The organism is Nanoarchaeota archaeon (assembly GCA_018897155.1).
Taxonomy (GTDB): domain Archaea; phylum EX4484-52; class EX4484-52; order EX4484-52; family LFW-46; genus LFW-46.
In genome coordinates, this window is sequence record JAHILE010000017.1 from 1 (window position 1) to 11,728 (window position 11,728).

Sequence of the window (11,728 nt, forward strand, 5' to 3'; positions counted from 1 at the left end):
ATAATCGCTCCTGCCTGCTTTAATTGATTGTATATTTCATTATATTTTGGATGCTCGACAATGAAAAGCAAATCATATGAGTTAATTAGCTCCTGCCCGTTTTCCATTCTTTGAAAATTATCTATTTTTTCAGGCGCATATTCCGGTTCGGCTGTTCGGAAATGTTTCTTTTTTCTGATGCAAAACTCGATAATCGTTTGTTTTCAACTTCAGCTATGTTTGGATATACCTCTTCTGCGGTTTGGAACTCCAAGTCTTTGGCATTTGGCTCTTTTCTAGGTTTTGAGGCCCAGATTAATCTTGCTGTGTCTTTTGCCTTGGGCTTTTCCTGTCCGAATTGCGCTCTTTCCTCTTGGACTGTGAGTTCTTTATTTTGCGGTTCTTCTGACATAATAATCCCTCATTTAATTACACGTTAGCGTTCAATAATATAAATTCAAAAAACACATATACGCTATGTCGATAAAGATATACTGCGACACAAACATTTATCTTGATTATCTTCTTAATCGGAACAATTTATTTGGAAAAAATATTGGCGACAGAGCTTTTTCCGTATTTAATCGCAGCCTTTCTTGCGAGTTTGAAATCATTGTTTCAAGCTGGACTTTGGTCGAATTGAAAAATAAGGTTGAATTTGGCCAGATCAATACGCTCTTTTCATTTCTCAAACGAAAAATCGTTAAAGTCGAACACACACCCGAAGATATTGAAAAAGCCAAAATATTGTCAGCACATTTTCAAGATGCATTGCACGCAATTCTTGCAAATAAAGCCGGAGCTTCATTCTTGATAACACGTGATTTAAAGGGCTTTTTGGCGTATGAAACTTTAGTTAAGGTCAAACTCCCTGAAAATCTTTGACGGCTCTTTTGCGGATTCTTCCGCTAATTTATGCGATTCTTCCTCGGTAAGAGTTTTAATTTCTTTTATTGAACCATGCAATTTTTTCAGCGCTTCGTATTCGGGGCACTTTGCATTATTTTTATCCAGAACGTACTCGCTTAATTGTGAAATGCAATCTTTCGCTATTTCATTTTGAGTATATCTTTCAAGAGCAAGATTCATCAACTGATGTTTCGAATATTTGCAAGATAGGTCTTTAAAGAAAAGCTTTGTCGCTATAGCCTTCCATAATTCATTAAATGAAGAAATAACTTCGCCTTTCGTTTGCAATAGAGCCCGCTCATCAAGTAATAAAAGGCTATTTGATACGCTCATAAATTCAACAAATAATTGTATACTTTCCAATTCATCTTGCGGTATTTTGATAAGCATATTCGAAAGAGAATTGCAAAATTTTGAAAAATTAATTTTATTGAAGTCTGCACAAGCCAAAGACGCGCTTTCTTCCTTGGCTAAATATAAGAAATTATCTGTTTCGCCATAATGCCGTATTTTTAACTCAGGTATTGAAAGTTCAGAATATTCATTTACTGCCGATTGTATGGCTGCTGTTATTTGTTGATTATTCTCAGGAATTGGATAACTATATGCTTCATCTTGATTAAACGGCTTGATGCAAATCATTCCATAAAGATACCGGCCGATAGGCAAATCTAACTTGCAGGCACGATTTACATTTACAACAACTTTTTGCATTTGCGTTTTTCCTATTTTGCAACCGGTTTTTTCCACCCATATTCTTTTTGTGATATCGAAAATAAAGTTTATGAGCCCATCATCCCGCTTTTCAAGAGGGATATTAAACCAGGTATTATTGCTGCCAACGGTTGGAAGAAAATGCTTTTTAAAGAATTTTTTGTTTTGATCCGTTGTACTTTCTACAACTTCTAAAGACTGTAAGAATTCTAGAGCTTTTTTTGTGCTTTCCCAACTCGTTCCAGAAGCATTTGCAATTTCAAGTATTGATTTAGGCTCCGAGCTAACCGAGTTAATAATGGAATGCATAAATTCTTCTGTCGCTTTTCGCGGCATGTATAGTATAAGTATGTAAAGATATATAAAGTTTTGTCGTCAAAAATATAAGTATCTAATGTATATAACTATATCACTATGTGTATATACTAACATATTCACGCTGATGACTGTAACGGAGTTGATTAAATGGGCATAAACATAAATGCATTTGGCAGCGGCCTGCCAGCAATCTTAGGCGCCGGCGCAATAATACTTGCTGTAATGAATAATGCAAACTCAGGCACTTTCTTAGCAATGGCAATAATTGCGCTGATAGCATCAATATTATTAAGAAAAATCTGATTGATGCCTTAGGAGAGTGTTTTAACATAACAACACTCTCCCTTAATATTATCAAGCAATCTGTTTTCTCTTTGCGCCAAGCTCTTTTTCCAGCGCCTGCAAAAGCGCGTCTTCAACTTTCTTGCCGCTCTTCACGTTTTTTCCGTTAGCAGATGCCGCGCTCGGGTGCCCGCCCGCGCTTCCGCCAATTAGAGGTTCAATGCATTTCATCATTTTTGACAAGTCGATTTTCCCGGAAAGATGAGTGCGCAGCCTTCCGGAAATCCGGTACTCCGGCTTTTTTTCATCAATATTTTCCACAAACGCGACGTCAGCTCCGCTTTTAATCAGCGCGAGTGCTGCCTGCGACTCAAACGAGCCTGCATGCGAAAATGCAACAATTATGTCGCCAAGGCGGTATGCGTTCATGCGCTTGAAACACTTGAATTTTGCGATGCGCTCGGAAATATCCTCGGGCGTTGAAATCGCGCTGTAAACCATGTCGATATCATCGCCGATAATTTCAAGAAGATCTGCCGCAGTTTTTAAGTCGCGCGAATTGACCATTCTCAAAAACGCAGTGTCTGCGACAATTCCCGCAAGAAGAAAAAACGCAATCTCGGAAGTTAGTTTTACGCCGAGATTTTTGAATAAATCAAATACAATGAATGCAGTTGCATGAGCCTCTTTTTCCGCAAAACGGTACTTAGCAGCTGTAAAAAACACGCCGGGCTCATGATGGTCGATTACAACAAGCTCTGATGATTCAGGAATTTTTATGTTGCCTATCTGCTCCGGGGTTGATGTATCAACAAGAAAAACAAGCGATTTAAATTCTATTTTCTGGCTCTCAAAAACCGGAAAAGGATATTTTGCAAGAATGCTTTTTGATTGCAGGGAAATGCCAAAAGGCGCGCAAACTTCCGAAGTTACTCCGAGCTGCGCAAGCCCGCGAGATAATGCTATCGCGCTTCCGATTGCGTCGGGGTCTGCATTATGGTGAACTATGATTGTCGCCGATTTGTGCGCAACAAGTGCGTCTTTCAGTCCTGTAATGTTTGATTTTGGCATAAGATACATTGCTTCAGGAAATTTATATACTGCTGGACTGAAGGATTATTTTTTCAGATAAACCGTCTGCGTCGGGAATGCTATCTCTATCTTTGCTTTATTGAATTCGCGGTTGATTGCAGTATTTATTTCATCAAGCACCGTGCCTTTTTTCGTCGGCATGTCAATCCAGACAATAAGCAGGAATTTTAGCGCGAAATCCCCGTGCTCCATAAAAAGAACCACTGGCTTGGGATTTTTCAATATGTTTTGCGCGCCTTCAGCAGCATTCAAAAGCGTTTTTTTCACCTTTGCAACATCCGAGCCGTATACAACGCCAATATTAAATTTCACATTCATCCTAGGTATTGGCTGGTTGAAATTTGTGACTTTGGAATTGGCTATCTTTTCATTTGGAATTATTATCAGGGTGTCATCAAATGTCTGCAATCTTGTGCTTCTGATACCGATTTCGACAACATCGCCGATTTCGCCGCTTTCCAGCTGAATCCTGTCGCCGACCTTGAACGGCTTGTCAAAATAAACCGCCACGCCGCCGAAAAGATTCGCCACAGTGCTTTGCGCGGCAAAAGCGAGCGCAAGTCCTACGATTCCCGCGGATGCCAGAAGCGGCGTCACATTTATATCCCATGCCGAAAGCGTCAGCATTATTGCTGCAAAAATTATCAAAAGTTTTGTAATGTTCTTAAAAAGCGGCATCATTTCGTCATCAAGCGTGCTCTTTGTTTTTGCTGCGAATTTCGCTATAACGCGGCCGATGAATAAGTCCGTAATGCGCCATGCGGCAATCGCGCCGATTATTATGAGTATTGTCTGAATCAGGTTGTCGATGTAGAAAAATGCAGCATCTCCAAGGCTGATGGAATGCAGCGATGCGTAAGTGCCGATTGAAATGACCGCATAATAAATCGGCGACTTCAGGCTTGCGACAATCCTGTCATCAAGATCTGTTTCCGTATGCGCGGTAAGCCTAAGAAACACTTTTTCAAAAAGAAAGTCCGCGATTTTTGCAAGAATGAATGATGCTAAAAGAATGATAAGCGCATTCAAATAAGGTGACGAAACCGCCGGGATTATGATTTCGGCTCCGGACGTAATATTTTTCAGGATTTCTGCTATAAACATAATATACAGTTTATTCAAAGATAACTATATATGTATATATGCTTAGAATAATGTAATTCTTTATTGGTGGTGAACTTTTTAAAGATTTATAAAGTTAAACGACCATGATATACTGTGTGTGATATTATGATAGACAACTATAAAGATTTAACAGATTTACTAGATATAGCTGCAGGAGCCGTAGAAAAAAAGAATGTTGAAGCAGCAATAAACTCTATTGGTTCTGGAAAATATGATGTTGATGCTTTAAGGTATGCGTTAATGCTGGGAATAAAGACTATGCAAATGGAGATTGACAATACAATGATGCAGGTTGCTCCAGGAGGCAAAACACCGAAATATCTTATTGAGTTAGAAGAAACGTATCAAGAACTGGCGAGAGGACGAAAAGTCAAAGTGTTTGGTATTGAAATTCCAGCAGGTATAAGTGAAGGTCAATTAGCGAATATAGATTAGCTCGCAACCAAATTTTGTTTAACTCTATAGCTTACTTGATGTGTTCTGTCCAATCAATTTTCCCGGGCGCGTATTTTTCCCGTTTCTTTCCTGCAATGATTTCTTCGATTATTTTCGCAACTTCTTCAGCGCTTTTCTTTGCCGTGTCCACTTCAAAAACCGCCTTTCCATGAAGCTCCACAGCCTCATCGAGGCAGATATTCATTATTTCGGCTTCGACATTTTCGCGTATTTTTTCCTCGCTCCAAACACGCGTTTTCATTCGTTTCCTAAGTTCCTTGGGGTTGGTGCGCAATATGATATATATGTCAGCATCGCAGAAATGCGCAAGATGGCCTTCAAGAATGATGTTCCCTTCCATCTGCGCAACTTCTTTTTTCAGCGCGGAAACATCAACAATGACGCTATTTCTTTTTTTATCATTGCCGAGCGTGAGTTTGTGAGATTTAGCGAACTCATTAAGGCTAAGAAGAGAATAGTTTAAGTTGCGCGCAAGAATTTTTGCAACTGTGGTTTTGCCGGTTCCAGGAGTTCCTGAGAGCGCTATTTTCATTTTTGAGTCACCTCATGCATCGAAAAAATGAAAAGCTTAAAATTGGCTGCTTTGCTAAGCAATTTTATGATTTTCATAATGTGATATGTTGAGCATTCAACAATAAATCATTAATGCGCCCAACCTCTCGCCATATCAAGGTATGTCTATATATAGTACTTAAAACAATAAAAGGCGCACCGAGGAGAAGATATAAGATGCCGGGCATACTGGAAAATTCGATAAAAACAGTGATGAAAACCAATACACTAATGCTTAAAAAGGAGGACACGATATCTGAGGCAGTCGAACTGATGCAAAAAACCGGCATTCAATTCATAACGGTTGTCGACGACTTCAAAACGCTCATAGGAACGCTATGTCCAAGAGATATACTCAAGGCATTCCAGGTTTCGTCAATACTTGGCGGAAATATAAAAATATCTGAAGAATTTTTTGTTTCCGGATTGTCAAGAAAAATCGAAGAAGTTATGATGGCTCCTGCGATTCAATTGGAAGAAGAAAATACTGTCGGGGACGCACTAAGATTATTCACAAACAACCAGGTAACTTTTATACCCGTTATAAATAAAGGCACGGTAGTTATCGGATTTGTAAGCCTTTTGGATGTATTCGGCCAAACAGGCAAATAAAAGAAACTACAAAATCAAACAAAAAGTCAGGAAGCATACATTATAATTGCACCAATCGAACAAAAAGGGGAGATAAAATGGAAAACTATTTATCAAAATTAGCTATCAAATCAGAAGAAGACGCACGTTTCAGGTATTATAAACCGATTTCTATATTGGACAATTTGCCAGGCGCTCACATACTAAGGACTTTTTTAGGCATTTATGAAACAAAGTCGCTAAACAACGCAGTTTCACTTTTAGTGTCTGATGAGCCAAAGAGCAGCACAAGTAATTTTTCATTAAATGCGGCGAAATCTGTCGATAAGTATATCTTGCCGTGCTAAGTGTGGCAAAAACAAAGGGGAGATAAAACATGGAATTATTATTCGTAATGGTAATGCTATTGCTCTTCGCGCGAATCGGCGGCGAAATGGCGGAACGATTGAACCAGTCGACGCTCGTGGGAGAAATAGCTGCCGGAATTATTCTTGGGCCGTCCATTCTTGGAATTCTTGGCACAAACATGGAGTTGAATCAGTTTATTGAAATCGGCGGAATATTGCTTCTTTTTCTCATAGGGCTCAACACCAAAATGGAAGAAGTTCATGACAATATCGTAGATGCTCTCTTTATCGGCGTAGTCGGCCAGGTTGTTGCATTTGTAATAATTGTTCTGTCCGCACATTTTCTGCTCGGATTCAATTATGCTATTTCAGCATTTCTCGGAGCGGTTTTCAGCCAGTCAAGCACAGGCGTATGTGTTAAATGCATGATAGATCTAAACAAACTCTACACAAAAGCGGGAAAATTTCTCTTGAGCCTAAGCATAGTGGATGATTTTGTGGGCATAATTGTATTTGCAATTGCCGCCACATATTTCACAAATTCTGCACTGAATACTTCCGAAATATGGAAATTAATTTTAACTGTTGTTGGTTTCATAACAATAATGACGACTGTCGGCGCAAAGATAGTGCCCCAGGTGCTCAAAGTCGCAGAAAAGATGGTTGTGAAAGAGGCGCTGATTTCGTTCACGCTTGTGATTGGATTTGCAATCGCGCTTCTTGCCCACCAGATAGGCATTTCACTGATAATCGGCGCGTTCATCGGCGGGATGGTAATAAACAAGTCCCCGTTTGTCAATCCTGCGATAGTGCCAAAACTCAGTACAATAGCATACGGGCTTTTCATTCCGATGTTCTTTACAAACATTGGCGTTTCGACATCGATAAGCGATGTCTCATCAAATATGGTTTTGTTTATCTCGATGTTTTTCATTGTTCTGATAAGCAAATTCCTGCCGCTCTTCATGGCTTCAAGATACATGGGCTACAAGAAAGGAGATGCTTTCGCATTAGCGGCAGGGATGATTCCGCGCGCGGAATTCTCACTCATACTTGCAGCAAGCGGCTTTGGAATGAAGCTGATTGACTTCTCGCTCTTCTCGACAATAGTGGCAGTCTCTATTGCAACCATACTTATTGCTCCGAGCTTGATTAAGAGAGGATTTACAAGCGATAGTTCGTATTGAAATTCAATAAATCGGGAATCCGAACGCGTCAGAGATCTCTTTAAGCCTGTTTAAATCAGCAGCATCACCGCGCCTGCGATGATTGGAACTGAGAAGTTGTCATCAACAGGAATTCCAAAAATCTTCAGGTCAAGGGACTCCACGAACATCCCGGCAAACGCGCCAATCAGCGCAACCTTTGGCGACACTAAGAAAAGCGCGCCAATAAACGCTGCGACAAATCCGGCAAAAGAGCCTTCAACCGATTTCTTGCCGTTGTGCGTATGTTTGGTCATTCCAAAAGGCTTTCCGACCAAAGTCGAGAAGCAGTCGCCAAGCGCAAGGATTATTATTGCCGCAGATGCTATTGTTTTTTCAAAAAGCAGCATTGTGGCAAATGAGCCGATGAGAAAATATATTGTGCCTTTCAAAGGGAATTCCTGCATATCTTTTTTTCGCTCAAAAATCGCAAGTATCTCGCTTAAGAGAGGCACGTAAATTCCGCTTCTTATCATTGCAGAAAGTAATAAAAGAAAAATAATTAATGTGATGCTAAAATAAAGTGCAAAAGGTCTTGGCGCAAAAAATACAAACAGTGAAACAGGTACTCCCAGGAGGCCGTGCACTAGTTTGCGCCTTGTTTCAAAGATGTGCTCTTTGCTGAAAAACGTATTGAAAATGATTTTTTCGTATATCCTTGCAGCATTACCGATTGCATAGCCGATGAACGCGCCTGCCAAAATGTCGCTTAGATAGTGCACTCCAAGAACCATCCTGCTGACGGCAATAAACGCAGCCCATAAATACATAATATTTTTTGCAGAAATCGCGGCCGCACCAAAGCTTGTTGATGAGTGCGTGCTTGGAAAGCTTGCATCGGTTTCTTTGTCGATAAAAACGAGAGCGTCATTATTGGGCCGTGAGATGTTGAATATCATTTTCAGCGCAGTGCTTACCACAAAAATTATGCCGAGTGATGCGGTTGTATATATTCCTTTTTTCAGTCCGCCGTTTTTAAGCGCAAGAAGTACTGAAACAAACAGCATCAAATAAATCGATTCACTTACATAGTACGCGGCTTTCAAAAGTGCCGGCGAATATCCGTTAAGATACAATGTCAACGGAAGTTCCAAAAGCATAAACATCATTTGGCGCAATTCTTTTTAAGGCTAAGTTATTTCTATCTAAAAAAACTTCCTAAAAGCGACATGAAGAATTTCGCCGCAAGCATCACAAAAGCCGCGGAAATAAGGATTCCTGCGCATATGGCGATAAAAGACCTCTTTTTATCGAGCTTAAGTGCGTTTGCCGTGATAACGCTGATTATTGTTCCAGTTCCGGGAATCGGGACGGCGACAAGAAATATCAGCGCAAGTTCTTCATATTTTTCAAAAGTTTTCCGGTTTTCTTTGATTTTTTTCTCGATTTTTTTGCCGAGTATGCGACCCATCCAGTTCATGGCTTTTTTGTTTCCAATTAAAGAGAATAATGCGATTGCTTCAATAATATTTGCTGATGCTGCAACAAGAAATAAGTTAAAATGATCAAGCCCGGCAAATAATCCGTAAAGTATCGCTATTCGCACCTCTGTCAATGGAAGAAAGCCAAGAATAGCTACAATAATCCACGGATTTGAAATATAGGATATTAAGAACGAAAGCAGTTCTGACATTAACCATCCCTTGATAAACTAAGGCGGGATTGTTTATATACATATATAGTAATTAGTCTACTCTTCTTCGCCTGCTTCTTCCCCAAATACTTCGCCTTCAGCTTCAGGAGGCATTTCAAAATCTTCGACAGTGTATTTGAATTCTGCATCGCCCTTTATTGTTCCGCGCAGCTTTAGAATTTCGCGCGTAAGAATCCAGTACAATAAAGCAACTGATCTGCGGCCCTTGTTATTCAATGGCACAACAAGATCTATAAGATTCGTGCTGCTATATGTATCGCATAGCGCGATTATCGGGATATTTGCATTGAATGCTTCTTTTACAGCCTGCTTGTCTGCGAAAGGATCTGAAACCAGCATTATCTTTGGCTCGATATATCCTTTCTGGTAAGGATTAGTAAGAGTCCCGGGCATAAACCTGCTCGGGACCGCCCTTGTGCCGAGGGTCTTTGACATCAATTGAACTGATTTGTGGCCGATTTTCTTTCTGCTGACAACAATTATGTCCTCGGGATTGTATCTTGAAAGCATTTTTGCGGCGACTTCTATCTGCTCGTCGATTTTTCTGACATCAATAAATGCAAGGCGGTCGTTTCGCACTTTGTAGATGTATTTTGACATCGCTTTTGTTCTTTGTGTCATGCCAATATGAATTCCTGCTGAAAGATAATTTTCAAGTGGAACTAGTAGGTCTTGTCTTTCAATTTGCTGCGTTTCTTCTGTTGCGTCAGTCATTTTTAGCCATCTCCGTGAATCATAAAAATTTCGCTTTGGGCTAATCATGCCACTTGCGTGGCAAGCTTTTGAGGATTCCTTCAAAAAGCCTCGAACATAGCACTTAATGGTGTGTGCTAAAGCGAAGTAAGAGAGTTTTCAATCCGCTTATTATGCATTGGATTGAAATCATCTCTGATAATAACATACTACATACATCAGTAAGGTTTTTAAAGGTATTGATTTCGGGATTTATAAAGTTTTAATTTTAAATAAAATATGTTCTTTTAGCTTAATGCAAAAGAATATATTAAACAATCTTGAAAACTTATACATAAAGACGTTTTCAAGCTTTTTAATCCAAAGATAATCCTTTCACTTCGTTCAAGGCTTTTTAGCCCAGAATGAAAGGTAAATGGCTAAAAATGGAGAATGATTAAAAATCATGGCGTTTTTCGCGCCAAGCTTTTTAATCCAAAGATAATGGAGAATGATTAAAAATGGTAGACAAGATTAGCGATTTAACAGCAGATTCTAAGGAAATCGAAGTCGAAGCGACTGTTATTGAAGTTCAGGACCCGCGAACAGTCAACACGCGATTCGGGCCAAAGCAGGTTGCTACGGCAGTTCTTGAAGACGACAGCGGAAGGATGAATCTTAGCGTATGGGAAGATCAGATAAAGACTCTTAAGGAAGCAAAAAAAATCAAGCTCTCCGGCGGATATATAACGGTCTGGAACAAGAACATGCAATTAAATGTCGGCAGGGGCGGAAAAATTGAAGTTGTGGAGTAACGTTCTTAACGTACTTTGCAAATTGGAGCCGTATTTAATTTTCCATAGTGTTCCGAACGGTCACAAGACGGATTTAAATTTATTTTCGAATGATTCCAAGTAGTGATTTAATGGATATTTTCAAGCATAAAAAACTCTCCAATGCCGAATTAAATAAGAAAGCAGATTTCCTTAATTATGTTCTAAATAATGCCGGCATAAACTTCCGAGATGGCGGCACAATAACTACATATAATATTCGAGAAGTTTTTGGTTATCCTGTTGATGGATGTTGTCAGGAAAGCCCGATTATACGGCGCGCATATGATAATAATCTTCTCATAGTTGTTGAAAAACCCATTGAGAATACACTATTGAGTGGAACGCGTATTGGACTTCGAAACAGGACAGTAACCGCAAACCCGTTCCCGAACATACCGGCAAAATTGCTGGAATACGGAAATGACTATACAAATCTTAGGGCGTCCTCGCCGCAGGAAAGAAGTATAACTGTGCAGAAACTTATTGAAGAAGCGCTTAAAGATACAATATCTCTTAAAGAAAGAATTTCTTTTCTGGAGACGAATGCTAACGTTATGTATGACGAAATTCTTTCTCAATCGAGCGCCAATACAATTGAATTAAGGCAGGCCGGCGGATTTACTATCATTCCACTGGGAAAAGAACCCATTCAAAAAGACATCGAGCAAATCGAAAAAGCTAAAAAGATAGTTGATGGATATAGTCCCGAGAAGCTGGAGTCTGTTTTGGATGAGCTTAAACAAGTAAAATTAGCAGATAAGTTTTATAGAGGAAAACCACCGCTTAAGCAAAATGAGTTGATGTTGAAAGAAGGTGAAGAAGGAGTTATAAAGGATATTTACGCAAAAGTTATTCATTCAAGCCCTTTGACCAAAGAAGATGTTAGAGAATATGGGAAACTTTTGGGAAATCGCTGAGATTTTAGATGGATGACTTTTCCATCGCGTTTTACTGTCTTTGTTCTATGGTGTTTTGAGATATGCTAATGTACTTTGC

Annotated in this window: 16 protein-coding genes; 8 read left to right on the forward strand and 8 right to left on the reverse strand. The window is 39.6% G+C overall.

What is annotated here, in order from left to right:
* Positions 1-121 precede the first annotated feature (121 nt).
* The gene (locus KKB09_01570) at positions 122-391 is read right to left on the reverse strand and encodes a hypothetical protein (GenBank protein MBU4299883.1); all 270 of its coding nucleotides are present in this window, start codon (positions 389-391) and stop codon (positions 122-124) included.
* A 65-nt stretch (positions 392-456) separates the two neighbouring features.
* Here KKB09_01570 and KKB09_01575 point away from each other — a divergent pair, with 65 nt between their 5' ends.
* Positions 457-864 (forward strand): PIN domain-containing protein, encoded by a 408-nt coding sequence (locus tag KKB09_01575; GenBank protein MBU4299884.1) that lies wholly within the window; start codon positions 457-459, stop codon positions 862-864.
* Here the strand turns inward: KKB09_01575 and KKB09_01580 are convergent.
* A complete protein-coding gene (locus KKB09_01580) occupies positions 832-1,938 on the reverse strand; it encodes a hypothetical protein (protein ID MBU4299885.1) in 1,107 nt (368 codons plus the stop codon). The two genes, KKB09_01575 and KKB09_01580, sit on opposite strands and share 33 nt — an antisense overlap.
* 129 nt (positions 1,939-2,067) lie before the next feature.
* Here KKB09_01580 and KKB09_01585 point away from each other — a divergent pair, with 129 nt between their 5' ends.
* Entirely contained in the window at positions 2,068-2,223 is a 156-nt protein-coding gene (locus KKB09_01585) for a hypothetical protein (protein MBU4299886.1), read from the forward strand.
* A gap of 51 nt (positions 2,224-2,274) precedes the next feature.
* On the opposite strand, the gene KKB09_01590 is transcribed toward KKB09_01585, so the two are convergent.
* Positions 2,275-3,273: a DHH family phosphoesterase gene (locus KKB09_01590; GenBank protein ID MBU4299887.1), complete on the reverse strand. Its 999-nt coding sequence runs from the start codon at positions 3,271-3,273 to the stop codon at positions 2,275-2,277.
* A gap of 45 nt (positions 3,274-3,318) precedes the next feature.
* On the reverse strand, positions 3,319-4,398 hold the full coding sequence (locus tag KKB09_01595; protein MBU4299888.1) for a mechanosensitive ion channel family protein: 1,080 nt from the start codon (positions 4,396-4,398) through the stop codon (positions 3,319-3,321).
* 126 nt (positions 4,399-4,524) lie between these two features.
* On the opposite strand from KKB09_01595, the gene KKB09_01600 reads away from it, so the two are divergent.
* The gene (locus KKB09_01600; GenBank protein MBU4299889.1) at positions 4,525-4,854 is read left to right on the forward strand and encodes a hypothetical protein; all 330 of its coding nucleotides are present in this window, start codon (positions 4,525-4,527) and stop codon (positions 4,852-4,854) included.
* Between the two features lie 31 nt (positions 4,855-4,885).
* On the opposite strand, the gene KKB09_01605 is transcribed toward KKB09_01600, so the two are convergent.
* Positions 4,886-5,407 (reverse strand): adenylate kinase family protein, encoded by a 522-nt coding sequence (locus tag KKB09_01605; GenBank protein MBU4299890.1) that lies wholly within the window; start codon positions 5,405-5,407, stop codon positions 4,886-4,888.
* Between the two features lie 197 nt (positions 5,408-5,604).
* Here KKB09_01605 and KKB09_01610 point away from each other — a divergent pair, with 197 nt between their 5' ends.
* The 3 genes from KKB09_01610 to KKB09_01620 all read left to right on the forward strand — a co-directional run bounded on the left by KKB09_01610 (position 5,605) and on the right by KKB09_01620 (position 7,552).
* The gene (locus tag KKB09_01610) at positions 5,605-6,039 is read left to right on the forward strand and encodes a CBS domain-containing protein (protein MBU4299891.1); all 435 of its coding nucleotides are present in this window, start codon (positions 5,605-5,607) and stop codon (positions 6,037-6,039) included.
* 77 nt (positions 6,040-6,116) lie between these two features.
* Positions 6,117-6,365, forward strand: a complete 249-nt coding sequence (locus KKB09_01615; GenBank protein MBU4299892.1) for a hypothetical protein — start codon at positions 6,117-6,119, stop codon at positions 6,363-6,365.
* Between the two features lie 29 nt (positions 6,366-6,394).
* A complete protein-coding gene (locus KKB09_01620; protein MBU4299893.1) occupies positions 6,395-7,552 on the forward strand; it encodes a cation:proton antiporter in 1,158 nt (385 codons plus the stop codon).
* A gap of 50 nt (positions 7,553-7,602) precedes the next feature.
* On the opposite strand, the gene KKB09_01625 is transcribed toward KKB09_01620, so the two are convergent.
* From KKB09_01625 to rpsB, 3 genes are read right to left on the reverse strand one after another with little or no spacing between them, the layout of a single operon-like run.
* Entirely contained in the window at positions 7,603-8,670 is a 1,068-nt protein-coding gene (locus KKB09_01625) for a phosphatase PAP2 family protein (GenBank protein MBU4299894.1), read from the reverse strand.
* 41 nt (positions 8,671-8,711) lie between these two features.
* The gene (locus tag KKB09_01630) at positions 8,712-9,203 is read right to left on the reverse strand and encodes a small multi-drug export protein (protein MBU4299895.1); all 492 of its coding nucleotides are present in this window, start codon (positions 9,201-9,203) and stop codon (positions 8,712-8,714) included.
* Positions 9,204-9,260: 57 nt separating this feature from the next.
* Complete coding sequence (gene rpsB / locus KKB09_01635; protein MBU4299896.1) at positions 9,261-9,938, reverse strand: 30S ribosomal protein S2; 678 nt, start codon at positions 9,936-9,938, stop codon at positions 9,261-9,263.
* Positions 9,939-10,417: 479 nt separating this feature from the next.
* On the opposite strand from rpsB, the gene KKB09_01640 reads away from it, so the two are divergent.
* Positions 10,418-10,711 (forward strand): DNA-binding protein, encoded by a 294-nt coding sequence (locus tag KKB09_01640; GenBank protein MBU4299897.1) that lies wholly within the window; start codon positions 10,418-10,420, stop codon positions 10,709-10,711.
* 89 nt (positions 10,712-10,800) lie between these two features.
* Positions 10,801-11,649 (forward strand): hypothetical protein, encoded by an 849-nt coding sequence (locus tag KKB09_01645; protein ID MBU4299898.1) that lies wholly within the window; start codon positions 10,801-10,803, stop codon positions 11,647-11,649.
* The last annotated feature ends 79 nt before the right edge of the window (positions 11,650-11,728 follow it).

Excerpts from the sequence above, each read along its gene's own strand:
- rpsB (MBU4299896.1), bottom strand. The coding sequence starts at position 9,938 with ATGACTGACGCAACAGAAGAAACGCAGCAAATTGAAAGACAAGACCTA.
- KKB09_01600 (MBU4299889.1), top strand. The coding sequence starts at position 4,525 with ATGATAGACAACTATAAAGATTTAACAGATTTACTAGATATAGCTGCA.
- KKB09_01620 (MBU4299893.1), top strand. The coding sequence starts at position 6,395 with ATGGAATTATTATTCGTAATGGTAATGCTATTGCTCTTCGCGCGAATC.
- KKB09_01580 (MBU4299885.1), bottom strand. The coding sequence starts at position 1,938 with ATGCCGCGAAAAGCGACAGAAGAATTTATGCATTCCATTATTAACTCG.
- KKB09_01630 (MBU4299895.1), bottom strand. The coding sequence starts at position 9,203 with ATGTCAGAACTGCTTTCGTTCTTAATATCCTATATTTCAAATCCGTGG.
- KKB09_01645 (MBU4299898.1), top strand. The coding sequence starts at position 10,801 with ATGATTCCAAGTAGTGATTTAATGGATATTTTCAAGCATAAAAAACTC.
- KKB09_01585 (MBU4299886.1), top strand. The coding sequence starts at position 2,068 with ATGGGCATAAACATAAATGCATTTGGCAGCGGCCTGCCAGCAATCTTA.
- KKB09_01615 (MBU4299892.1), top strand. The coding sequence starts at position 6,117 with ATGGAAAACTATTTATCAAAATTAGCTATCAAATCAGAAGAAGACGCA.
- KKB09_01590 (MBU4299887.1), bottom strand. The coding sequence starts at position 3,273 with ATGCCAAAATCAAACATTACAGGACTGAAAGACGCACTTGTTGCGCAC.
- KKB09_01610 (MBU4299891.1), top strand. The coding sequence starts at position 5,605 with ATGCCGGGCATACTGGAAAATTCGATAAAAACAGTGATGAAAACCAAT.
- KKB09_01570 (MBU4299883.1), bottom strand. The coding sequence starts at position 391 with ATGTCAGAAGAACCGCAAAATAAAGAACTCACAGTCCAAGAGGAAAGA.
- KKB09_01640 (MBU4299897.1), top strand. The coding sequence starts at position 10,418 with ATGGTAGACAAGATTAGCGATTTAACAGCAGATTCTAAGGAAATCGAA.
- KKB09_01595 (MBU4299888.1), bottom strand. The coding sequence starts at position 4,398 with ATGTTTATAGCAGAAATCCTGAAAAATATTACGTCCGGAGCCGAAATC.
- KKB09_01605 (MBU4299890.1), bottom strand. The coding sequence starts at position 5,407 with ATGAAAATAGCGCTCTCAGGAACTCCTGGAACCGGCAAAACCACAGTT.
- KKB09_01625 (MBU4299894.1), bottom strand. The coding sequence starts at position 8,670 with ATGCTTTTGGAACTTCCGTTGACATTGTATCTTAACGGATATTCGCCG.
- KKB09_01575 (MBU4299884.1), top strand. The coding sequence starts at position 457 with ATGTCGATAAAGATATACTGCGACACAAACATTTATCTTGATTATCTT.